The sequence below is a fragment of the Streptomyces sp. NPDC043746 genome (genome assembly GCF_056436485.1).
The window spans coordinates 21,759-42,775 of the sequence record NZ_JBWKCM010000004.1; the positions used below are offsets into that span (position 1 = coordinate 21,759).

General features: G+C 72.4%; 17 protein-coding genes. 9 read left to right on the forward strand and 8 right to left on the reverse strand.

Annotation, left to right across the window (positions count from 1 at the left end; all coding sequences use genetic code 11):
* Positions 1–90: 90 nt before the first annotated feature.
* Positions 91–2,259, reverse strand: a complete 2,169-nt coding sequence (locus tag AC0682_RS05790) for a phosphoinositide-specific phospholipase C-related protein (RefSeq protein WP_478531469.1) — start codon at positions 2,257–2,259, stop codon at positions 91–93.
* 132 nt (positions 2,260–2,391) lie between these two features.
* On the opposite strand from AC0682_RS05790, the gene AC0682_RS05795 reads away from it, so the two are divergent.
* Positions 2,392–3,279: a glycosyltransferase family 2 protein gene (locus AC0682_RS05795; protein ID WP_478531133.1), complete on the forward strand. Its 888-nt coding sequence runs from the start codon at positions 2,392–2,394 to the stop codon at positions 3,277–3,279.
* A 77-nt stretch (positions 3,280–3,356) separates the two neighbouring features.
* Here AC0682_RS05795 and AC0682_RS05800 read toward each other — a convergent pair whose 3' ends face one another.
* Together AC0682_RS05800 and AC0682_RS05805 are read right to left on the reverse strand one after the other, a co-directional pair.
* Positions 3,357–4,550: an MraY family glycosyltransferase gene (locus AC0682_RS05800; protein ID WP_478531134.1), complete on the reverse strand. Its 1,194-nt coding sequence runs from the start codon at positions 4,548–4,550 to the stop codon at positions 3,357–3,359.
* 242 nt (positions 4,551–4,792) lie between these two features.
* On the reverse strand, positions 4,793–6,373 hold the full coding sequence (locus tag AC0682_RS05805; RefSeq protein ID WP_478531135.1) for an amidohydrolase: 1,581 nt from the start codon (positions 6,371–6,373) through the stop codon (positions 4,793–4,795).
* A 211-nt stretch (positions 6,374–6,584) separates the two neighbouring features.
* Between AC0682_RS05805 and AC0682_RS05810 the strand changes: the two genes are divergently transcribed.
* Both AC0682_RS05810 and ddaH read left to right on the forward strand, forming a co-directional pair.
* Positions 6,585–7,529: a methionyl-tRNA formyltransferase gene (locus AC0682_RS05810; protein ID WP_254811243.1), complete on the forward strand. Its 945-nt coding sequence runs from the start codon at positions 6,585–6,587 to the stop codon at positions 7,527–7,529.
* Positions 7,530–7,547: 18 nt separating this feature from the next.
* Positions 7,548–8,360 (forward strand): dimethylargininase, encoded by an 813-nt coding sequence (gene ddaH / locus AC0682_RS05815; RefSeq protein ID WP_478531136.1) that lies wholly within the window; start codon positions 7,548–7,550, stop codon positions 8,358–8,360.
* A gap of 533 nt (positions 8,361–8,893) precedes the next feature.
* Here the strand turns inward: ddaH and AC0682_RS05820 are convergent.
* A complete protein-coding gene (locus tag AC0682_RS05820; RefSeq protein WP_478531137.1) occupies positions 8,894–10,396 on the reverse strand; it encodes a SulP family inorganic anion transporter in 1,503 nt (500 codons plus the stop codon).
* 372 nt (positions 10,397–10,768) lie between these two features.
* Here AC0682_RS05820 and AC0682_RS05825 point away from each other — a divergent pair, with 372 nt between their 5' ends.
* From AC0682_RS05825 to AC0682_RS05835, 3 genes are all read left to right on the forward strand, one after another.
* The gene (locus AC0682_RS05825) at positions 10,769–11,173 is read left to right on the forward strand and encodes a MerR family transcriptional regulator (protein ID WP_478531138.1); all 405 of its coding nucleotides are present in this window, start codon (positions 10,769–10,771) and stop codon (positions 11,171–11,173) included.
* A gap of 819 nt (positions 11,174–11,992) precedes the next feature.
* Positions 11,993–13,678 carry a ribonuclease J gene (locus AC0682_RS05830; protein WP_478531139.1) on the forward strand — a complete coding sequence of 562 codons (1,686 nt, stop codon included), beginning with the start codon at positions 11,993–11,995 and terminating at the stop codon, positions 13,676–13,678.
* Positions 13,679–13,710: 32 nt separating this feature from the next.
* On the forward strand, positions 13,711–14,451 hold the full coding sequence (locus AC0682_RS05835; protein ID WP_478531140.1) for a spermine/spermidine synthase domain-containing protein: 741 nt from the start codon (positions 13,711–13,713) through the stop codon (positions 14,449–14,451).
* A 69-nt stretch (positions 14,452–14,520) separates the two neighbouring features.
* Here the strand turns inward: AC0682_RS05835 and AC0682_RS05840 are convergent, their stop codons facing one another.
* A complete protein-coding gene (locus AC0682_RS05840; RefSeq protein WP_478531141.1) occupies positions 14,521–15,948 on the reverse strand; it encodes a dihydrolipoyl dehydrogenase family protein in 1,428 nt (475 codons plus the stop codon).
* 115 nt (positions 15,949–16,063) lie between these two features.
* Here AC0682_RS05840 and trxA point away from each other — a divergent pair, with 115 nt between their 5' ends.
* Positions 16,064–16,465, forward strand: coding sequence for a thioredoxin (trxA, locus tag AC0682_RS05845; RefSeq protein ID WP_478531143.1), 402 nt, complete (start codon positions 16,064–16,066; stop codon positions 16,463–16,465).
* Between the two features lie 104 nt (positions 16,466–16,569).
* Here the strand turns inward: trxA and AC0682_RS05850 are convergent, their stop codons facing one another.
* Together AC0682_RS05850 and AC0682_RS05855 are read right to left on the reverse strand one after the other, a co-directional pair.
* Positions 16,570–16,836 carry a hypothetical protein gene (locus AC0682_RS05850; protein WP_478531144.1) on the reverse strand — a complete coding sequence of 89 codons (267 nt, stop codon included), beginning with the start codon at positions 16,834–16,836 and terminating at the stop codon, positions 16,570–16,572.
* Between the two features lie 54 nt (positions 16,837–16,890).
* Entirely contained in the window at positions 16,891–17,913 is a 1,023-nt protein-coding gene (locus AC0682_RS05855) for a LacI family DNA-binding transcriptional regulator (protein ID WP_478531145.1), read from the reverse strand.
* Between the two features lie 131 nt (positions 17,914–18,044).
* Here AC0682_RS05855 and AC0682_RS05860 point away from each other — a divergent pair, with 131 nt between their 5' ends.
* Positions 18,045–18,512 carry a type II toxin-antitoxin system PemK/MazF family toxin gene (locus AC0682_RS05860; protein ID WP_478531147.1) on the forward strand — a complete coding sequence of 156 codons (468 nt, stop codon included), beginning with the start codon at positions 18,045–18,047 and terminating at the stop codon, positions 18,510–18,512.
* 177 nt (positions 18,513–18,689) lie between these two features.
* Here the strand turns inward: AC0682_RS05860 and AC0682_RS05865 are convergent, their stop codons facing one another.
* Complete coding sequence (locus tag AC0682_RS05865) at positions 18,690–19,523, reverse strand: TIGR02452 family protein (protein ID WP_478531148.1); 834 nt, start codon at positions 19,521–19,523, stop codon at positions 18,690–18,692.
* Between the two features lie 148 nt (positions 19,524–19,671).
* On the opposite strand from AC0682_RS05865, the gene egtA reads away from it, so the two are divergent.
* The gene (gene egtA / locus AC0682_RS05870; RefSeq protein WP_478531149.1) at positions 19,672–21,015 is read left to right on the forward strand and encodes an ergothioneine biosynthesis glutamate--cysteine ligase EgtA; all 1,344 of its coding nucleotides are present in this window, start codon (positions 19,672–19,674) and stop codon (positions 21,013–21,015) included.
* Positions 21,016–21,017 lie beyond the last annotated feature (2 nt).

A 21,017-nucleotide genomic window follows, 5' to 3' on the forward strand; every position in this document is an offset into this window, starting at 1 on the left:
CGGAAACTCAGCCTCTCATGCGCCTCTGACACCCGGCCCGGGGTTCGTCCGCGAGCCCGTCCCCTCCGGTCGCCTCCGGGTGACCCGCCATCAACCGCCGTCCCGCGCACGGCGGGTGTTCAGCTCCTCCACCGCCCCGAGGGCGTCGCCGACGGTCGTGTAGTCGACGGCGACGAAGTTCACCGGGCCGCCGCGCTCGGCCTCACAGGTGCGGGCCCTCTCCAGCACCCAGTCCCGGGCGTTGACGCGGCCCGCGTCCAGCCGGCTGCCGCCCCCGTTGGTGACGAAGTGGTTGAGGAGGAAGAGGCGTTTGCCGGTGCCGCCCCGGTGCGGATCGCAGCTCATCTCGTCGGGGCTGCGGAAGGCGAACGGGGTCTCCATCCCGTACCGGTAGAAGTTGCGGTACCAGGGCGCCGGTCCGTCCGCCTTCTCGGCGAACACCACCAGACGCCGACCGCTGTCGATCATCTCCTCCAGCGTCGGCCACGGTTCGTCGGGATCCTCGGAAGGGGTATGGAGCAGTTCGTCGAGCCCGGCCTCGCGGAAGGCCTCCTCGGTCTCCTCGGCACCGATCTCGTCCTGGATGATCAGGGTGACGATCTCGGTGGGGTTGGCGCGCAGCCAGGCGCCGATGTCCTCCAGGGTGGGGACCAGTTCGACCGCTCCCGCCCGGCAGACGCTGTGGCAGAGCCAGAGCCCTTCGCGCGGCGGGTTGGCACGGTCGATCGCTGCGGAGATGAGCCGTCGCTGCTCCGGTGTGAACTCGGGGTCGTCGAGCCGGGCGGCGATGTCCTGCGGGCTCTCCCAGTGGTACGTGTCCAGTTGGAGCGCGCGGACGCCGGTGTCGAGCTGGGTGGTGATGTCGGGGTCCTGGAGGGGGCCGATGAACCGGTCGGCGGTGGTGGACATGGCGTTGTGGGCCGTGAGGTGGGCGACTTCGTCGTACCGCAGGTCGCAGAGTTCGGTGCTGCCCTGGCAGCGGCGGGGCGCGGACGGGCCGAGTGCGGGCGGGACCAGCAGGGCGCCCGCCAGCGCGGCGCAGGTGACACCGGCGGCCACCCCCCGTACGGCGGTGGGTGTCGGGAGCGTGCGCGGGCGCACGAGGAACGCCCAGCCGGCGGCGGTGAGCAGGGCCCCGCCGACCAGGGCCGTGAGGGCGGCGGTCAGTCCGGTGGCCACCGCCTGGTCGACGGCGTTGCGCTGGAGGTCCTCGACGAGGGCGGTGACGCTCGGCGGCCAGGAGGGCGGGACGGCGAGGAACCGGCCTCCGGTGACCGGGCGGACCAGGAGGAGGGCCGCGGCCGCGAGGATTCCGCCGCAGGCGATCGCCTGCCCCAGCCCCATGAGCCGCCGGGCCGGGGCGCCGGGGCTGGTCACCCAGAGGGCCGCGAGGGAGACCAGGGCCAGGACGGTGGCGAGGATCTGGAGCTGGGTCAGCCGTTGCACCCGCTCACGGGCCTGCTCCAGGGCTTCGAGGTCGTTGCCCGCGGCCCTCAGGGTCGCGGTGAGGTCCCACGTACCCCCTTGGAGGGCGGTACGGAGATCGGCCGCCGCCGTGCGCGCCCCGTCGGCGAGTGCGACCGCCGCGGTGGCGGCCAGCGCCGACGCCACGTCGCCCCTGCCGAGGGCCACGGCGACCTCGGGGCGCAGCTCCGCCCGCTCCTCCTCCGGCACGAGGCTCAGCAGGGCCTCGGTGGCGCGTGTGGCCTGGTCGTCGGTGAGCGGCAGGGCGGGTAGGGCGGGCGCGCGGCCCTCCCTGAGGGCTTCGAGCGCGGCGGTGAGGTCGTCGGTGAACCGGGCGAAGTCCGGCCGACCCTGGTCCTGGAGGCCGGCGACCAGGTCACCGAAGTAGATACGGGCGAGTTCGGCCAGGTTCCGCAGCACCGGGTCGAGGTCCACGGCCAACCGCAGCTCCTCGGTGTCGCCTCGCAGATAGGCGGTGAGGGCGTGGATCTGCTGGTCGGTGAGCGAGCGGACCGTCGTCGGGGGCAGGACGACCTTGATGTTGGAGGTCACGAGCGCCTCGGGAACCGGCAGCTGAGCCAGGAGGTCACGGGTGACGGGGGCGATGGCCGGGTCGACGAGCACCTCGCTGTAGAGACGGTCGTACGCCGACTCCTCGTCCAGGACGGACTGGTAGTACCCCGGCGACAGGACGGTGGCCCGGACCGTCGAGGTGAGCGCCACCGTCATCACGCCGAGCACGGCCAGCACGAACGCCGCCGCCCGCACGGCCCGAAGGGCCCGGCCCGGGGCCATCGGGCCGGGCTCCGGGGGAAGCAGGTTCTCCGGCGGGACCAGCGGTATCGGTGTAGCGCTCACTCACTCAGCCTATGCAGATTATCTGCTTTCATGCATGAATGATGAGACTTGTGCAGTGAGGAGCCCGCCGTGCACTCCGTCCACCTGGCCGTGCTGATGACGAGTCACAACCGGCGGACGAGGACGCTGTCGGCGCTCGCGGCCCTGCACGCCCAGCGCGGGCTTCCGGCCCACGCCACGCTGGGTGTGCATCTGGTGGACGCGGGCTCCACCGACGGTACTCCGGAGGCCGTCCGCCTGCTCCACCCGTCTGTCGAGGTCATGTCGGTGGGCGCGGACGTCTCCCGCAACCAGGCGCTCCGCATCGCCAGCCGCAACAGTCGCAGCGGCGGTGGAGGGGGCGGTTCGCAGCGGGCCCGACCGGGCGGGCCGAGCCATCGGTGGACGCACCAGCTGTGGCTGGACGACCGGGTCGAACTGCTTCCGGACGCCCTCAGCGGGCTGCTGGGCGCGGCGGACGCGGTCGGGGACGGGGCTGTCGTCGTCGGGGCGGTCCGGGGGCCGGACGGGACCACGCTCTACTCGGGGCGGCGAGGCCGTTCGCTCACGCTCGTGGAGCCCGGCGGGGAGCACCCCGAGCCGTGCGACACGTACGACGGCCGGGTGGTGCTGCTCTCCCGGGCCGCGCACGACCTGGTCGGGGACCCCGACAAGGTCTTCCGCCACCGGATGGGCGACTACGACCACGGGTTCCGCGCCCGGCGCGCCGGGGTGCCCGCCTTCGTCGCCCCGTCCCCGGTCGGCGTCTGCGCGAAGGGGCCGGACGCCCCCGGTTCACTGGAGCCGGGGATCGGCGTGCGGGAGGCGCTGCGCCGGGTGACCTCCGTACGGGAGCTGCCGCCGGGCCAGTGGTGGGTCTACTGCCTGCGCCACACCTGGCCGTGGGCGCCGTTGCTGATGGTGTCCCCGTACGCCCGGACGGCGGCCCGGGCCACGATCGGCCGGTGGCGGGCGTGAGGCGGTGCGGCTTCCCGGTCTGCGGCCGACGGGTCGGGGCCGGTGATCTGTGATGGTTCGTCCGCTGCGGCCCCGGATCAGCTGCGGTCGGCGGTGAGGCCGACGGTGGGGCGGCCGGTGGGCGGCGGGGGCACGGTGGCACGGTGGGACGGGGGCCTGGCCGGCCCGGCGACGCCCGCCGGTGAGGCCGCGCGCGTGACAGGCGCGGGCCTGGGCTCGGGCTTGGGCGGAAGCGTCGTTCCGGTGGGCGGGCGGCGGCGGGCGGCCGTGGCCGGCGGGGCCACGTACACCGGGATCCGCAGCAGCGCGACGACGGCCACCGCACTGCCCGCCGGCGGTACGAGGCCGAAGGCGGGGTGCAGCACCCCCGCGTACACCAGCGTGCCGGTCAGCACCGCCGCACCCGCCCACAGGCCGAGGACGACGGCCACTCCGGGCACGGTGACACGGAGGCGGCGCAGGCGGTGCGTGATGTGGTCGCCGCAGTCCTGGAGCAGGGGGCGAGCGGCGCGACGGCGGGATACCAGTACGAGGGCGGCGTCGGCGAGGGCGACGGCGGCCGGCACGGGGAGGGCGGCCCACGCGACGCGCTCCGGCGGTGCCGCCGCGAGGATCAGCGCGCCGGAGGCGGCCAGGACGAAGCCGGTGAAGAGCGAGCCGCACGCGCCGGGGCGGATGCGGGCGGGGTGCCAGTTGTGGAGCAGGAATCCGATCAGCCCGGCGAGCAGGACGGCGGGCGGCAGGGCGAGTCCGGCCCGACCGTCGAGTGCCGCGCAGGCGAGCAGCCCGGCGGCGGTGACGGCGCCGACCGTCGCCGCTGCTCCGTCGGAGGTGTCGAGCAGGGCGAAGGCCTGGGTCGCGGCGACGATCCCGATCACCGCCAGGACGCCCGCCACCGGCGGCAGCCCGGCAAGGCAGACGGCGAGCGCGGCGGCGGCCGTCTGGACCGCCACCCGCAGCGGCGCTCCGAGCGGCCGCACATCGTGGACCAGTCCCAGGGCGGCGACGACCGCGGCCCCGGCCAGCAGCCCGGTGACCGCCCGTCCGTACCCGCCGGCCGCGCCGAGGCCCGTACCGGCGGCGGCAGCCGCACCGACGCCGAGGACCAGCGTCGTACCGCCGAGTCTGCGCACCACCCCCGCGCGTGAGGGGCGCGCGCCCGGCTCGTGGGCGGCTCCGGCGCGGAGCGCCGTACGGCGGACGGCCTTGGCCAGGACGACCGTGATGAACAGCGCGGCCGCACCGGAGGCGACGATCCCAAGCACGTTCACCTGCCCTGCCTTTCCTCGTTCGTGAACAGCGGCGCACCGGGCGCCGGGCGACCGGTGGAACACGGCGGCCCGGCGCTCGTCCGGTGGCGGTGTCGAAGTGACGTAGGACGCCAGCGGGATGGCGGTTCTCCCCAACCTACGGGGCCAATGTCCCTATTCACCCCGAATAACACGAAAAAGGGGCTGATTACCTGACCTGTTGAGCCGGGCGTGCGGGCAGCGGCTCCGCCCGGCCCTCCTCCTCAGGCCGCGGCCGCCCGCGTGTCGCGGCCGTCCACGTACGTCGCCACGATCTCGATGTCACCGATCCGGCCGGGGTCCACCCGGTGCGGGTCGTCCCCGAGGACCACCAGGTCGGCGCGCTTGCCCGGGGAGATGGTGCCCGCCGCTTCGTCCCAGCGGCAGGCGTGGGCGGCGGCGACCGTGTAGGCGCGCAGGGCCTCCTCGACAGCGATCGCCTCACCGCCGCCGATGATCCGGCCCGTCAGGGAGGCGCGCTCGACCATGAACTGGACCGCGCGCAGCGGCGAACCGTCCGCGACGGGACGGTCCGAGCTGCCCACGAGGGTGACGCCGTGGTCCAGGAAGCCCCGGCCCCGGTACATCCAGTCGGCCCGCCGCTCCCCCATCACCGTCGCGTAGTCGTCGCCGAAGTGGCGCAGGAAGGCCGGCTGGACGACCGCGCTCACCCCGAGTGCGGCGAAGCGGGGCAGCTGGTCGGGGCGGATCAGCCCGGCGTGTTCGATGCGGTGGCGGGCGTCCGGCCGGGGCTTCAGCTTCTGGGCCTGCTCCAGGGCGTCGAGGGCGAGGTCGGCGGCGCGGTCCCCGATCGCGTGGACGGCGAGCTGCCAGCCGGCGAGGTGGCCGTCGACGATCAGGCGGGTGAGCCGACCGGCATCGTCCTGGAACCGGCCGGTGTCGCCGTCCGTTCCTTCGTACGGGGAGGTGAGCGCGGCCGTGCGGGCCATCATGCCGCCGTCGGTGTAGACCTTGAGGGCTCCCAGGGAGAGCCAGTCGTCGCCGAACCCGGTGCGCACGCCGAGGTCCATCGCCCGGGTGAAGCCGTCCTCGGGGTGGGTTGCGCGGGTACGGAGGGTGTCGCCGGACGCCATGAGCTGGACGCGCAGGGGCAGTCGGCCCCGGTCGCGGAGGAGTTGGTAGGCGCCCAGCTCCACGGGGCTGTGACCGAGCAGCCCGCCGCCTATGCCGGCTTCGACGCAGGCCGTGATCCCCTCGGTCAGGCACTCCCGGGCAGCGTGCTCGATCGCGTCGGCCAGCTCCTCCTGCCCGTACGGCAGCCGCAGCCGACGGGCGGCGGTCATGGCGCTCTCGGCGAGGAAGCCCTCCTGGTGTTCCACTCCGTCCGGCAGCAGGTCCAGAACGGCGGAGTTGACGACGCAGGCATGCCCGGAGTCGTGCATCAGGAGGATCTTGCGGCCGTGGCTGACCCGGTCCAGCTCGGCGGCGGTCAGGTGGCGGCCCAGCGCCCGCTGGTCATAGCCTGCGAGATCCAGCCAGGCTCCGGACGGTGCGGGGCGGCGGGCGGCCCGGTCCACGACGGCGAGGATGTCCTCGATCCGGGCGCACGGGGCGATGCTCGGCGTACGGGCCTTCAACCCGGCCCAGGCCAGGTGGACATGACTGTCGATGAAGCCGGGCAGCACGGTGGCCCCTTGGAGATCGACCACCTCGCGGGCCGGCAGGGCGGTCGCCATACCGTCCAGGCCGACGATCCGGCCCCGCCAGACGCCCAGGTCGCGGGCGACGGGGCGGTGCGGGTCCATGGTCAGGATGCGGGCGTTCGTCAGCCTCGTACAGAGCACGGGAGGTCCCTCCCCGTCGTGGTCGAACCCACGGCTCGCGGCCGGGGAGCGGGCCGGGACAAGCTACCCCGGCCCTTCCCTTTCGACGCCAGGGGGCATTTTCAGCCGACCTGAGCAGCCAACCCCCCTGTGAATCATGGGACGTTGTGATCTTAGGTAAGCCTTGCTTTACTAAGTCGCCGGTCCATCGTCCATCCAAGGAGGCACCTCCATGCGGGTCGTCATGTTCGGTTACCAGACCTGGGGGCACCGCACTCTGCAAGCGCTGCTGGACTCCGAGCACGACGTGGTGACGGTCGTGACGCACCCGAGGAGCGAGCACGCCTACGAGAAGATCTGGAGCGACTCCGTGGCCGATCTGGCGGAGAAGCACGGCATCCCCGTGATCATCCGCAACCGGCCGGACGACGAGCTGCTGGACCGGCTCAAGGAGGTGGCCCCGGACATCATCGTGGCCAACAACTGGCGGACCTGGATTCCGCCGGAGATCTACGGCCTCCCGGTCCACGGCACGCTCAACATCCACGACTCCCTGCTGCCCGCCTACGCCGGTTTCTCGCCGCTGATCTGGGCGCTCGTCAACGGCGAGCCGGAGGTCGGCGTCACGGCCCATCTCATGGACGAGGAGCTGGACGCGGGCGACATCGTCGTCCAGAAGTCGGTCCCCGTTGGGCCGACGGACACGTCCACCGACCTCTTCCACCGTACGGTCGATCTCATCGCCCCGGTCACCACCGAGGCGCTGGGCCTGATCGCCTCGGGGCAGACCGAGTTCACCCCGCAGGACCGATCCAGGGCCAGCTTCTTCCACAAGCGGGCCGAGGAGGACATCCGTATCGACTGGAACTGGCCGGCCGAGGACCTGGAGCGTCTGGTCCGCGCCCAGTCCGCGCCCTACCCGAGCGCCTTCACCTTCCACCGGGGGCAGCGGCTCGAAGTCCTCTCCGCCGCCGTGTCCGAGGGCCGTTACGGCGGCACCCCGGGCCGGATCTTCTACCGCGAGGGCGACGGCGTCGTGATCGTCGCCGGAGCCGACGCCCGCACCGGCCGCAACCACGGTCTGGCCATCACCCGCGTACGGACCGGGGACGGCCGCGAACTTCCCGCGACCGAGTACTTCACCTCGATGGGCGGCTACCTCACCGGCCGCCCCTGACGATCGGGACCCACACCCATGCGTACCGCACGTGCCCGGCACTACCTCATGTGCCGGCCCACCTACTTCGACGTGGTCTACTCCATCAACCCGTGGATGGACCCGAAGAAGCCCGTCGACACTCCGCTGGCCATCGCCCAGTGGGAGCGGCTGCGCGAGGTCTACCTGAACCTCGGGCACACCGTCGACACCATCGAGCCCGTCCGCGGACTCCCCGACATGGTCTTCGCCGCCAACGGCGCCACGGTCGTCGACGGACGCGCCCTGGTGGCCCGGTTCCGGGACGCCGAGCGCATCGCCGAGGGCCCCGCGTACCACGACTGGCTGCGCGACAACGGCTTCCCCGACCTGCGCACCGCGAGCGTCGTCAACGAGGGCGAGGGCGACTACCTCCTCGTGGGCGACCTGCTGCTCGCCGGGACCGGCTTCCGCAGCGACCCCCGCTCACACGACGAGGCCCAGGAGTTCTTCGGCCGCCCGGTGATCGGGCTGACCCTGGTGGACCCCGACTACTACCACCTGGACACCGCCCTCACGGTGCTCGACGAGAAGACGGTCGCCTACTACCCGGGCGCCTTCTCGCCCGGCAGCCTCGCCGTCCTGCGGCGCCTCTTCCCGGACGCCGTGATCGCCTCGGCCGAGGACGCGGCGGTGTTCGGCCTCAACGCCACGTCGGACGGCCTGAACGTGGTCCTGCCCCAGAACGCCACCGCCCTCACGGCCCAGCTCCGCGACCGCGGCTTCAACCCGATCGGCGTGGACCTCTCCGAACTCCTCAAGGCCGGCGGCAGCGTGAAGTGCTGCACGCTGGAGCTGCGGGCCGCGGGCTGACTCCGCGCCCCCGCCGTACACCCCTCGGGCGGGTCGTGGGCCCGCCCGAGGGGTCCGGCCGCGGTACGGGGAAGACCTCACCGTGCGGAGGACGGGCTTTCCGGCAGCCCCGGGCGCGGGCCCTGGCGGGCGAGCCGGAGGTCCTGCTCCTGACTGCTCGCCTCCGAGGACCTCGTGGCGGGCTGCGGCGAGGCGTTCGAGGGCCGCGCCCTCTCCTCGCCGCGGTACTGGACGGGACCCCGCCGGTCCACCGCCCGTGCCTGGCGGCACGGCAGGACGATCCGGCGGGGCGGCGCGCGGCGCAACGCCCGTACAGCGCTCGGCTGCGCTGCCGGTCCCTGGTCGAGCCCGGTGCCGCCCCGTCCCCGATCCGGTCATGCGACCCTGCGGGCCGACCCTGCGCAGGAGCTGCCGCGCGAGGTGACAGAGCTGTTCACCGGGTGACGCGGCAGGTCTGGCGCACGCCCCGCACGGCAGAGCCGCCCCTGTCCCCGGCCCGTGCCGGGGCGGTCAGAGGCGGCTTGCGGACCTCCTCAGTGGCCGGCGGTGAGCCGGCCGGCGAGCTTGCCGTGCATCTCGGCGCTGGCCTTGTTCAGGCCGATGATGGTGACCTTCTTGCCACGCTGGGCGTACTTGGTCTCGATGGCGTCGAGGGCGGCGACGGAGGAGGCGTCCCAGATGTGGGCGTCGGTGAGGTCGATGATCACATCGTCGGGGTCGTCCTTGTAGTCGAACTGGTAGACGAGGTCGTTGGAGGAGGCGAAGAACAGCTCTCCGGTGACCGCGTAGACGACCTGGTTGCCGTCCGGGTCGACCACCCCGGAGACCTCGGCGATGTGCGCGACCCGCTTCGCGAAGATCACCATCGCGGTGACGCACCCGAGTACGACACCGATGGCGAGGTTGTGGGTCGCCACCACCGCGGCGACGGTGACGACCATGACGGCCGTCTCACCGACCGGCATCCGCTTGAGCGTCCTGGGCTGGATCGAGTGCCAGTCGAAGGTCGCGAAGGAGACCAGGATCATCACCGCGACGAGAGCGGCCATCGGGATGTCCGAGACGACCGGCCCGAACACGATGCACAGGACCATCAGGAACACACCGGCGAGGAAGGTGGAGAGGCGGGTCCGGGCCCCGGACGTCTTCACGTTGATCATCGTCTGACCGATCATGGCGCAACCGCCCATGCCACCGAAGAACCCCGTGACCACGTTGGCGATGCCCTGACCGACGGACTCACGCGTCTTGTTCGAATGGGTGTCGGTGATGTCGTCGACGAGCTTGGCCGTCATCAGCGACTCCATCAGCCCCACCAGCGCGAGCGCGAGCGCGTACGGGGCGATGGTCGTCAGCGTGTCCATCGTGAACGGCACATCCGGCAGACCGGGAACGGGCAGCGAGGACGGCAGATCGCCCTTGTCGCCGACACTGGGGACGGCGATGCCGGCGGCGACGGTGATCACGGTCAGCGTGACGATGGCGACCAGCGGTGCGGGAATCACGGTGGTGATCTTCGGGAAGAAGATCATGAGGGCCAGGCCGCCGACGACCAGCGGGTAGACGGCCCAGGGGACGTCGCGCATCTCGGGCACCTGCGCCATGAAGATCAGGATCGCCAGTGCGTTGACGAAGCCGACCATCACGCTGCGCGGCACGAACCGCATCAGCTTCGCCACCCCCAGCGCGCCCAGAGCCATCTGCATCAGGCCGCCGAGGATGACGGCGGCGATCAGGTAGCCGAGCCCGTGCTCGCGGTTGAGCGGTGCGATCACCAGCGCTATGGCGCCGGTGGCGGCGGAGACCATGGCCTTGCGGCCACCCACGACCGAGATCACGACGGCCATCGTGAAGGAGGCGAACAGGCCGACCGCCGGGTCGACACCCGCGATGATCGAGAAGGAGATCGCCTCGGGGATCAACGCCAGGGCGACGACGAGACCGGCCAGCACCTCGGTGCGGAAGACCTTGGGGGAAGCGAGCCAGTCAGGCCTGGACATACGCAGCCTGGAGACAGTGGTCAGCGGTGAAGACATGCAACCGTTTCTGTTCGGGCGCACACATCCACCGGTCTGGACACGCACGCATCGTTCTCGACTCCACACAGGGGGAGTTCCGGCAGCCCGGCGCCGACAGGGCTCTGCCGGATCGGGTGGCAGCCTTCGGGGCCGGCAGTCGGGCATCATGGCCCGACAAGCCGCGAGGCCCTGGCCGGGATCCAGCGTCAGCGATGCCCGCCCAGCGGTCTCGACTCACGGGAAATCGTACCCTGACGTCAGGGCAGAGTGCGAGTTGCGGCTTGTGAAATGCAGGTAAACACGTCTGCGGATCATGTGATTCTGGACACGTATGCTGGTTCCCTTCGAGCGTTCGAAGAGCAGCCGGCTACCGAGGAGGCAGGCGCGGAGATGGCAGAGCGGCAGATGCGGATCGGTGAGGTGGCCGAGCGGACCGGCTTGTCGCTCCGCACGATCCGGCACTACGAGGAAGTCGGCCTGGTCATCCCTTCCGCGCGCAGCAAGGGGGGGTTCCGCCTGTACACCGAGACGGACGTCGACCGCCTGATGGTGATCCGCCGCATGAAACCGCTGGACTTCTCGCTGGAGGAGATGCGGGATCTTCTGGAGATCGTCGACCGCATCGGAGCCGACGACGCGGCGCCCGCGGCCGAGGAGCGGGAGCGCCTGCTTGAGCGGCTGGACTCCTACCGCAAGGTGGCGGACGCGCGCTGCGAGACACTGCGCGCCCAGCTCATGGCCGCCGAGGACTTCGCCGCCACACTGCGCCGCAGGCTCGATACCCAGGCTTCCTGACGGCGCGGAGCGGTCGTCGCCCTGCCGGGTCGAACACTCCGTTGACCCCCTGCCCGCAGAAGACGCCAGGCGATACGCCCCGCCGCGGAACACGTGCCGAGGAGCGCTGAACGCATGGGACCGCCCTCGCCCGGCAGGCCGACGACGCGCACCGGCAGCCCGACGCGCTGCCCGCACGCATCGGTTCGCAAGGCGCGTGCCCGGCGAGGACGAGCCCTCCGTCCGCCGCCCGGTCGCACGTCTCGGCGACGGCGAACCAGCCTTCGCCGACCCTGATGACGCATGATGACCGAAGAGGCGCACTCCGCGGCGCGGGCTCTCCGCGGCCCGCCAACGACCCCCCGCCTCCGCCCGGCACGCAGCTCCCCCGCGGGACCAGTCGCCCGTCCACGGCATGCCGCTCGCTTGGCCGCTTCGCGTTGTGCGGCATCCGACCATGGGCAACGGTCTCCCACTTCGCCCGCCTTCCGCATCGAGACACGCGGCACACGGGTCACCACACGCCTTCACTCTACTCTCTCGTAAGGGTAACTTGTGGGCGGCGAACGCTGCTCCGCTCCGGTCCTCCGCATCGCGTGGCCTCCGGCAGATCAGGCTGTCACGGCGCCCCCTTGCCGAGCCCGCACCCATCAGCGGCTACGCGCTGCTGGACTTCGACATGACTCGCCCATGACAGCAGCCGGCGCACCCGCGAGCCTCGTCGGCTTCGCCGGCGATGCGGGCAGTCCTCAGGACTTCTTCCCGCTCACGGCGAGCCGCGAAAAAGCCGGAGCCCGCCCATGATGGATCATCCCCACAACCCTCCGGTAGCGTCAGCGTATGAGCCATCCACATCCTGATCTCAAGCCTGCCCCTCCTCTGGTCTCAGGAGGGCTCAGGGTCGTGGCCCTGGGCGGTCTCGGAGAGATCGGCCGCAACATGACCGTCTTCGAACACGCCGGCAAACTGCTGATCGTCGACTGCGGAGTGCTGTTCCCCGAGGAGACCCAGCCCGGCGTCGACGTGATCCTGCCCGACTTCACCTCGATCCGGGACCGTCTGCACGATGTCGTCGGCGTGGTCCTCACCCATGGACACGAGGACCACATCGGCGGTGTCCCCTACCTGCTGCGTGAACGCCGGGACATCCCCGTCATCGGCTCGAAGCTGACGCTCGCCTTCCTTGAGGCCAAGCTCAAGGAGCACCGCATCAAGCCCACGACGGTACGGGTCAAGGAGGGGGATCGACGCGACTTCGGGCCGTTCGGCTGCGAGTTCGTGGCGGTCAACCACTCCATTCCCGACGGCCTCGCGGTGGCCATCCGTACGGGCGCCGGGATGGTCCTGCACACCGGTGACTTCAAGATGGACCAGTTCCCGCTGGACGACCGCATCACCGACCTGCGCGCCTTCGCGCGACTCGGGGAGGAGGGCGTCGACCTGTTCCTCACCGACTCCACCAATGCCGAGGTGCCGGGTTTCACCACGTCCGAGCGCGAGCTGAACCCCGCCATCGAGCACGTCATGCGGACGGCCCCGCGCCGGGTCATCGTCTCCAGCTTCGCCAGCCACGTCCACCGTATCCAGCAGGTCCTCGACGCCGCCCACCAGCACGGGCGGAAGGTCGCCTTCGTGGGCCGCTCCATGGTCCGCAACATGGGCATCGCCCGCGAACTGGGCTACCTCAGGACACCACCGGGCCTCGTGGTCGACGCGCGGGAGCTGGAGAAGCTCCCCGACCACAAGGTCACCCTGGTCTGCACGGGCTCGCAGGGCGAGCCGATGGCCGCCCTCTCCCGCATGGCCAACCGCGACCACACGATCCGCATCGGGCAGGGCGACACCGTCCTGCTCGCCAGCTCCCTCATCCCGGGCAACGAGAACGCCATCTACCGGGTGATCAACGGGCTGACCCGCTGGGGCGCCAACGTCGTCCACAAGGGCAACGCGAAGGTCCACGTATCCGGCCACGCCAGCGCCGGTGAACTGGTCTACTGCTACAACATCGTGAAGCCCCGCCACGTCATGCCCGTCCACGGCGAGTGGAAGCACATGCGCGCCAACGCCGACCTCGCCATCCGTACAGGCGTCGCACCGGACCGCGTGATCATCGCCGAGGACGGTGTCGTCGTCGACCTCGTCGACGGGCGCGCCTCGATCACCGGCAAGGTCCCGGCCGGCTATGTGTACGTCGACGGCATGACGGTCGGAGGCGCGACCGAGGCTTCTCTCAAGGACCGCCGCGTCCTGGCCGAGGAGGGTGTGGTCACCATCGTGGCGATCGTCGACAGCGACACCGGGGCCCTGGCCGAGCCGCCCGACTTCCTCGCCCGCGGATTCGAGCACGACGACACCACATTCGAGCCCGTCGTCCCGCTCATCGAGAAGACCCTGGCCGCGGCAGCGCAGGAGGGCATCGGCGACCACCACCAGCTCGAACAGCGCATCGCTCGCGCCGTCGCCTCCTGGGCCTCCCGCAGCCACCGCCGCAAGCCTCTGATCATCCCCGTCGTCATCGACGCCTGACACCGCGTCGCGGACCGGAGGAGCCCCCCGCCATGACCACCCGCTTCAAAGAACTCGACTGGAAGCCGACACCGATCGGCGACATCAGCCTGCGGCGCCGACGCGACCCGTTGTCGGGAGACGACGTCTACGAGGTGAAACTCGGGGACGAGTTCCTGATGTCCAGCCTCTTCACCGAGGGCGAGATCGCCCTCGCCCGGCTGGGCCTCGCCCCGCTCGCGCACCTCGATGACCTCGATGTCGCCGTCGGCGGCCTCGGCCTCGGCTACACGGCGCGCGCCGTGCTGGAGGAGCGGAACGTCGGCTCCCTGATCGTCGTCGACACCGTGGGCGAGGTCATCGACTGGCATCGGCGCGGTCTGGTGCCGCTCGGCACGGAGCTCGGCTCGGACGACCGCTGCCGTCTCGTGCAGGGGGACTTCTTCGCCCTGGTGCGCGAGGGCCAGGGGCTGGACCCGCGGGCCGAGGGCCGCCGATTCCACGCCGTCCTGCTGGACATCGACCACTCCCCCAGCCATGTGCTGCACCCGAGCCACGCCTCCCTCTACCAACGGGAGGGCCTGAGCGCCCTCACTCGCCTCCTCCACCCCGGAGGGGTCTTCGCGCTGTGGTCCAACGACCCGCCGGACACCGACTTCGTCTCCCGTCTCGCCGAGGGCTTCCAGAGCACCGCCGCCCACGTGGTGGAGTTTCCGAACCCGCTGCGAGGCGGCACCTCGACCAACACGGTCTACGTGGCCGTGCGAGGAGACGGCCCGGAGCCGAAAGCCTGACCGCCCCGCAGGGATGCGAGCCATACCCTGCATCGGCGTCTCCACGGTCTGTGTCTCCACGGTCTGTACTCAACCGCGGTACGTCTCCAGCAGCCGCAGCCACACCTCGCTGATCGTCGGATACGCCGGGACGGCGTGCCACAGTCGGGCGATGGGGACCTCGCCGGCCACCGCGACCGTGGCGGAGTGCAGGAGTTCGCCGATGCCGGGGCCGACGAAGGTCACACCGAGGAGGATCTCGCGGTCCAGGTCCACGATCATGCGGGCGCGGCCCTTGTAGCCGTCGGCGTAGAGGCTCGCGCCCGCGACCGAGGCGAGGTCGTAGTCGACGGCGCGGACCCGGTGGCCCGCGTGTTCGGCCTCGGCGAGAGTGAGGCCCACGGAGGCGGCCTCGGGGTCGGTGAAGACGACCTGGGGAACGGCCCGGTGGTCGGCGGTGGCCGCGTGCGGGCCCCAGGGGGCCGTGTCCAGCGGCGGGGTCCGCTGGGCCCGGGCGGCGATCGCGGCACCGGCGATGCGGGCCTGGTACTTGCCCTGGTGGGTGAGGAGGGCGCGGTGGTTGACGTCCCCGACCGCGTACAGCCAGTCGGTGCCCTCGACGCGGCAGCTGTCGTCCACCGTGAGCCAGGAGCCGGGTTCCAGGCCGACCGTCTCCAGGCCCAGGTCGTCCGTGCGCGGGGCCCGGCCGGTGGCGAAGAGGATCTCGTCGGCCTCGATCCGGGTGCCGTCGTCCAGGACGACCGTCACCGGGCCGTCCGGTGCGGGGCGCTCGACGGCGGTGACAAGGACGCCGGTACGGATCGTGGCACCGGCCTCCGTCAGCGCCTCGGCCACCGACTCGCCCGCGAAGGGCTCCATCTTCGGGAGCAGGCCGCCGCCCCGGATCAGCAGGGTGACCCGGGCGCCGAGCGCCTGCCAGACGGCTGCCATCTCCACGCCGACCACTCCCCCGCCGACGATCACGAGCCGGCCGGGCACCTCCTCGGCGCTGGTGGCCTCGCGGCTGGTCCAGGGACGGGCCGCCGCGATGCCGGGGAGGTCGGGGACGACGGCTCTGGTGCCGGTGCACACGGCGACGGCGTGGCGGGCGGTGAGGCGGTGCTCGCTGCCGTCGGGGGCGGTGACGGAGACCTCGCGAGGGCCGGTGAGGCGGCCCTTACCCCGGTAGATGTCGGCTCCGATCCCTTCCAGCCAGCCGACCTGTCCGTCGTCCTTCCAGTAGCTCGTCATCCCGTCCCGGTGGGCGAGGACCGCCGGGACGTCGAGGGGGCCCTGTACGGCGGTGCCGAGGCCGGGGACACGGCGGGCGTCGGCGCGGGCGACCACGGGGCGCAGCAGCGCCTTGCTCGGCATGCAGGCCCAGTACGAGCATTCGCCGCCGATCAGCTCGGACTCCACCACGGCCGTGCCCAGCCCGGCCGCACGGGCCCGGTCGGCCACGTTCTCCCCCACGGGACCTGCGCCGATGACCACCACGTCGTACTCGCGAGCGTTCATGGGACCAGTCTCGTCGCGGGTGTGCGCACCGGCCACATGGGCAGGCGGAATAGCGCACGTGCCGTCACCGTTGTGCCGGACGGACCGAACCCGGACAGGAAGAGGTAGCAGGAGTATGAGCACCGTCGAACTCACCAAGGAAAACTTCGATCAGGTCGTCAGTGACAACGACTTCGTCCTGATCGACTTCTGGGCTTCCTGGTGCGGCCCCTGCCGGCAGTTCGCGCCGGTCTACGACTCGGCGTCCGAGCGCCACCCGGACCTCGTCTTCGCGAAGGTGGACACGGAGGCGCAGCAGGAACTGGCCGCCGCCTTCGACATCCGGTCGATCCCCACGCTGATGATCGTCCGGGACAACGTCGCGGTCTTCTCGCAGCCCGGCGCTCTGCCGGAGGCCGCCCTGGAGGACGTCATCGGTCAGGCCCGGAACCTGGACATGGACGAGGTCCGCAAGTCCGTCGAGGAGCAGAAGCGGGCGGCGGAGGCCGGACAGAAGGGGCCGTCCGAGCCTCAGTAGGCCCGGTAGCCAGCCCCGCGCCCCACTCATATCGCGGTTGCCGCCGTACGGGCCCAGTCCACCGGGCGCACGGCGGGTTCGGGCCCGTCCGGCCGACGGCGGATTCAGCCTGTGGGGCGCGTTCCGTCGGCCACGTGCACCGACATGCCCGGGTCCAGTTCCTCGCCGTCGACCAGCACGGCCTCCACCGTGCGGGTCTCCGGGTCGATGTCGGCCTCCATACCCTCGCCCGTGTACCGGGGGTAGCCCGAGGCACCCGTCTCGCCGGTGGCGGAGACGACCGCCGAGCGGAGCGGCCGTCCGGGGGCTCCGGTCCGCGTCCTGCTGTGGTCGGGGATCAGGAGGAGTTCGTAACTCTGCGGGTGGCTCATGGTCCCGACGCTAGACATCCGCCGCGGGCCGCGCATGTCGTCGCACCGGGGCGGTCAGCTGGATTCGCGGTGCACGGCTCCGGTACGCAGCAGGTCGTGGTGGACGGGGGCGGTGCCCGGGTGGCTGACGAGCCGGTCGATCGTCTCGGCCAGTGGCTGGTCCATGGCCAGCTCCATCCGGACCGTGCTCAGGCGGGGCCGCAGCAACCTTCCCAGTAGCAGGTCGTCCGCCCCGATCACCGCCGTGTCGGCGGGGATCGCGACGCCCGCCTCCTGTAGCGCGCGCATCAGCAGCATGGCGTACTCGTCGTTGTACGCGAACACCGCGTCCAGCCCCAACTCCCCCCAGCAGCCCGCTAGTTCCGCCGCCGACTCCTCGTCGTAGCCGAGCGGCAGGGGGCGCACGTACGCCCCGGCCGGCTCGGCCGTCTGCCGGGCTCCGGCGAGGCGGGGTTCGGAGAAGGGGGTGAGGGCCGGCTCCCGGGGCATCACCACCCCGATGCGGCGGCGGCCGCGCGCCAGCAGATGGGCGACCGCGCTCGCGCCGACCCGCCGCTGGTCCATGACCAGCCCGTGGGCGCCCGCCACCGGGTCCGGGCCCAGGGTGATCACCGCCTTGGCGCCGGAACGGGTGAGGACGTCCGTGCCGTGCGGGGTGAGGGTGATGCCCGGCGGTACGACGACGGCGACGGGCCGCAGTTCGGCCCAGGCCCGCACCGCCTCGTCGTCCGCGAGGCCGGCGCTGCCGTACTGGACGACGGTGTAGTCCAGGCGGCGCAGCCCCGCCTGGAGTTCCTGGAAGAAGTACTGGTGGAGGGGGCCGGCGGGTATGTGCCCGGAGGGCAGCAGGACCAGGCGGCTGTGTCCGGCGCGCAGACTGCGGGCGGCGGCGTGCGGGACGTAACCGAGCTGTGTGGCGGCCTCCCTGACGCGGTGCCGGGTGGGTTCGCTGATCCGGACGGCGGCGTTGTTGTTCAGTACGTACGACACGGTGGCCCGGGACACTCCGGCGAGGCGCGCGACGTCGGCGCTGGTCGGTACGGAGACTTCGGTGGGCTGCTTGGGTAACTGGCTCATGGCGTGCGGCAGTCTTCCAGATCCGCCGCACCGGCCGACGCCCCGGGGGCACGGTCGTGCGACGGCTCGCCCGGGCCCCGTTGGACGCCCCCGCTCCCGCGTCGGGGCCTCGCAGGTCATACGGTGTGGCGATGACGTTCCACCACAGCGCAGAGCGCATCGACAGCCCGCCCGTACTCCCCGGCAGCAGCGGTCCCACCGTCACCGTGCAGGCCGACCCGCGCGCGGTGGGCCCGGTCCGCACCACGTACGCCCCCGACCGCGACGGCGACCCGGACCCCGGCGAGATCGTCTGGACCTGGGTGCCGTTCGAGGAGAACGACGGGCGCGGCAAGGACCGGCCGGTTCTCGTCGTCGCCCGGGAGGCGGCGGGCACCCTGCTCGCCGTCCAGCTCTCCAGCAGGCAGCACGACATGGACCACGAGTGGGTGGCGCTGGGCGCCGGTCCCTGGGACAGCTCGGGCCGGCCGTCCTGGGTCGATCTGGACCGGGTGCTGCGGGTCCACGAGGAGGGCATGCGGCGCGAGGCGTGCGCGCTGGACCGGGAGCGGTTCGACACCGTCACCGGGCGGCTGCGGGAGCGGTACGGCTGGAGCTAGCGGTACGGCTGGAGCTAGCGGTACGGCTGGGGCGGGAGGGGCGAGGGCGGGCGGGAGCTGACGGCGGACCGGACTGCTCCCCGCCCGTATCGGCCCAACTGGAGGACCGTCGCGGGACCGGGGACCGGCCGGAAGAACCGCAGGGGGCGGCCCGTGGTGCGGCCCCGCCCGCCCCGGCTACCGTCCCCCGGCTCCGAAGGCCCGGGTGAAGGCCGCCCGGACCGGTGAGTCGGGGGTGCGGTCCAGGATGCCGAACACGATCTGCTCGAAGTGGCCGCCGAACCGGCCGCTCCCGCCGAGCAGGGCCCCGAACGCCCCCGCCACCTGGGCCGGGTCGTTTTGGAAGACCCCGCAGCCCCAGGCGCCCAGCACGAGCCTGCGGTAGCCCTCGGCGGCGGCCACCTCCAGGACCCGTTCGGCGCGGGCGGCCAGGGCGGCGGGGACGCGGTGGGCCTCCTCAGGGGTCTGCCGCCGGATCACTCCGGCGTTGGGCGCCGGGGAGGTCAGGAATCCGGCCTCGTACGGGGTGTCGAGGAAGCGGCCCCGGTCGTCGCGGAAGACGGGGACGCCGGGCGAGTGGATCACCCGGTCGGTGTAGAAGGCGCTGCGTTCGGCGCGGTGGTGCGCATAGTACGCGGGCGCGCGCAGCAGGGTGGTGTGGAGGGCCGAGCCTCGGCAGAGGGCCTCTTCCTGCGCCTGGGCGCCGTTCAGGTAGCCGCCGCCGGGGTTGCGGGCGGAGGCGTAGCTGAGCACCGCGACCTTTCCGGGGGCTTCGTCGGCCAGCCGCCGGGCCGCCCGGAGGCTGCTCTCGCCGGTGGCCTCGAAGCGGGTCGGCCGGTCGGTGTCCAGGGCGGGGACGGGCACCGGCTCGGGGCCGTACAGCCGGGTGCCGGAGCGGGCGGCTGCTACAGCGCGCTCGATGGACACGGTCTGACCTGCGGCGTTGCCATAGTGCCCGGCCTCGACGACGGCTTCGGTCTCCCGCGCGATTCCGCGCAGTCGCGCGCTCACCGGCGCTCCCCTCTGTGGTGCATACGGTGCATGCTGGTCGTGGGACCGGTGTGGCGGCAACTGCATTTCCGGTGGCTTGGGGGCACTCTTGTGCGATCTCTGGGTACGGGTTTGGGTGGTAGGTAGGCAACCGAGAAGGAGGCGCCTCATGTGCCCGGACACACCTGGCGGCCCCGGACCGCGCCCGGAATCCTCCCCCCTCGACGAGGGTGCGGCGCAGGATCTGCTGCGCGGCATCTGCTTCAAGACGGGCCCCCCGCGCACCGTGGGGGTGGAACTCGAATGGCTCATCCACGACCGGGAACATCCCGCCGTGCCGGTGGCCCAGGATCGCCTGGACGGCGCGGTCGCGGCCCTCCGCGAGCTGCCCCTGAGCGCCGCACTGACGTTCGAGCCGGGCGGTCAGCTGGAGCTCAGCTCCCAGCCGGCCGGATCCCTGATGGAGTGCGTCGAGACGACCGCGGCGGATCTGGCCGCCGTCCGGGGTTCGCTCGGCCGGGCCGGGCTCGCCCCGGTCGGGTTCGGCGTGGACCCGTGGCAGACCCCGCACCGCCGGCTCCGGGAGCCACGGTACGACGCGATGGAGGCGGCCCTCGACCGGGCGGGCCCGGCCGGTCGGGCGATGATGTGCACCTCCGCCTCCGTGCAGGTCTGTCTGGACGCGGGCGAGGAGGAGCCGGGGCCGCGCGGTTACGGCCGGCGCTGGCAGCTCACCCATCTCCTCGGTGCGGTCCTGGTGGCGGCGTTCGCCAACTCGCCGTTCCGGCAGGGACGCCGGACCGGCTGGAAGTCCACCCGGCAGGCGCTGTGGGCCGACCTCGATCCCGTACGCACCCTGGCGCCCGGCAGCGGGCTGCCGCCGCGCGAGGCGTGGGCGGCGCATGCGCTGGACACGACCGTCATGTGCGTACGCCGGGAGGACGGCCCCTGGGACGTGCCCGAGGGGCTCACCTTCCGGGAGTGGATCCGCACCGGCGCGCCCCGCCCGCCGCTCCGGACCGATCTCGACTACCACCTCACCACCCTCTTCCCCCCGGTCCGTCCGCGCGGGCATCTCGAACTGCGCATGATCGACGCGCAGAGCGGCCCGGACGGGTGGCTGGTGCCGCTCGCCGTCACCACCGCTCTGTTCGACGACCCGGAGGCCGCCGAGACGGTGTACCGCACGGTGAAGCCCCTGGCCGAGTCGGCCGGCTCCGCCGCCGCGCCGCGCAACGCCCTGTGGACGACAGCGGCCCGCGAGGGCCTGGCCGATCCGGAGCTGCGGGCAGTGGCCGTCCTGTGCTTCGGGGCGGCGCTCGACGCCCTGGACCGGATGGGGGTGAGCACCGCCGTACGGGACGCCGTGGCGGCCTTCCACGACCGGTATGTGGCCCGGGGCCGTTGCCCGGCCGACGATCTGCTCCGACCGGGCGCTCTGGCCGGGCCGGTCCTGCTGACCGGTCCCGCAGACACTCCGACCGCACCGCCGTCCCCGGGAAGGGTGGCCTGAGC

What these genes read in the sequence shown, in the direction of transcription:
- AC0682_RS05840 (WP_478531141.1), bottom strand. Translation starts at nt 15,948, where the DNA reads ATGAACGCTCGCGAGTACGACGTGGTGGTCATCGGCGCAGGTCCCGTG.
- AC0682_RS05825 (WP_478531138.1), top strand. Translation starts at nt 10,769, where the DNA reads ATGGCAGAGCGGCAGATGCGGATCGGTGAGGTGGCCGAGCGGACCGGC.
- egtA (WP_478531149.1), top strand. Translation starts at nt 19,672, where the DNA reads ATGTGCCCGGACACACCTGGCGGCCCCGGACCGCGCCCGGAATCCTCC.
- AC0682_RS05820 (WP_478531137.1), bottom strand. Translation starts at nt 10,396, where the DNA reads ATGTCTTCACCGCTGACCACTGTCTCCAGGCTGCGTATGTCCAGGCCT.
- AC0682_RS05850 (WP_478531144.1), bottom strand. Translation starts at nt 16,836, where the DNA reads ATGAGCCACCCGCAGAGTTACGAACTCCTCCTGATCCCCGACCACAGC.
- AC0682_RS05830 (WP_478531139.1), top strand. Translation starts at nt 11,993, where the DNA reads ATGAGCCATCCACATCCTGATCTCAAGCCTGCCCCTCCTCTGGTCTCA.
- AC0682_RS05860 (WP_478531147.1), top strand. Translation starts at nt 18,045, where the DNA reads ATGACGTTCCACCACAGCGCAGAGCGCATCGACAGCCCGCCCGTACTC.
- trxA (WP_478531143.1), top strand. Translation starts at nt 16,064, where the DNA reads ATGAGCACCGTCGAACTCACCAAGGAAAACTTCGATCAGGTCGTCAGT.
- ddaH (WP_478531136.1), top strand. Translation starts at nt 7,548, where the DNA reads ATGCGTACCGCACGTGCCCGGCACTACCTCATGTGCCGGCCCACCTAC.
- AC0682_RS05810 (WP_254811243.1), top strand. Translation starts at nt 6,585, where the DNA reads ATGCGGGTCGTCATGTTCGGTTACCAGACCTGGGGGCACCGCACTCTG.
- AC0682_RS05790 (WP_478531469.1), bottom strand. Translation starts at nt 2,259, where the DNA reads ATGGCCCCGGGCCGGGCCCTTCGGGCCGTGCGGGCGGCGGCGTTCGTG.
- AC0682_RS05855 (WP_478531145.1), bottom strand. Translation starts at nt 17,913, where the DNA reads ATGAGCCAGTTACCCAAGCAGCCCACCGAAGTCTCCGTACCGACCAGC.
- AC0682_RS05835 (WP_478531140.1), top strand. Translation starts at nt 13,711, where the DNA reads ATGACCACCCGCTTCAAAGAACTCGACTGGAAGCCGACACCGATCGGC.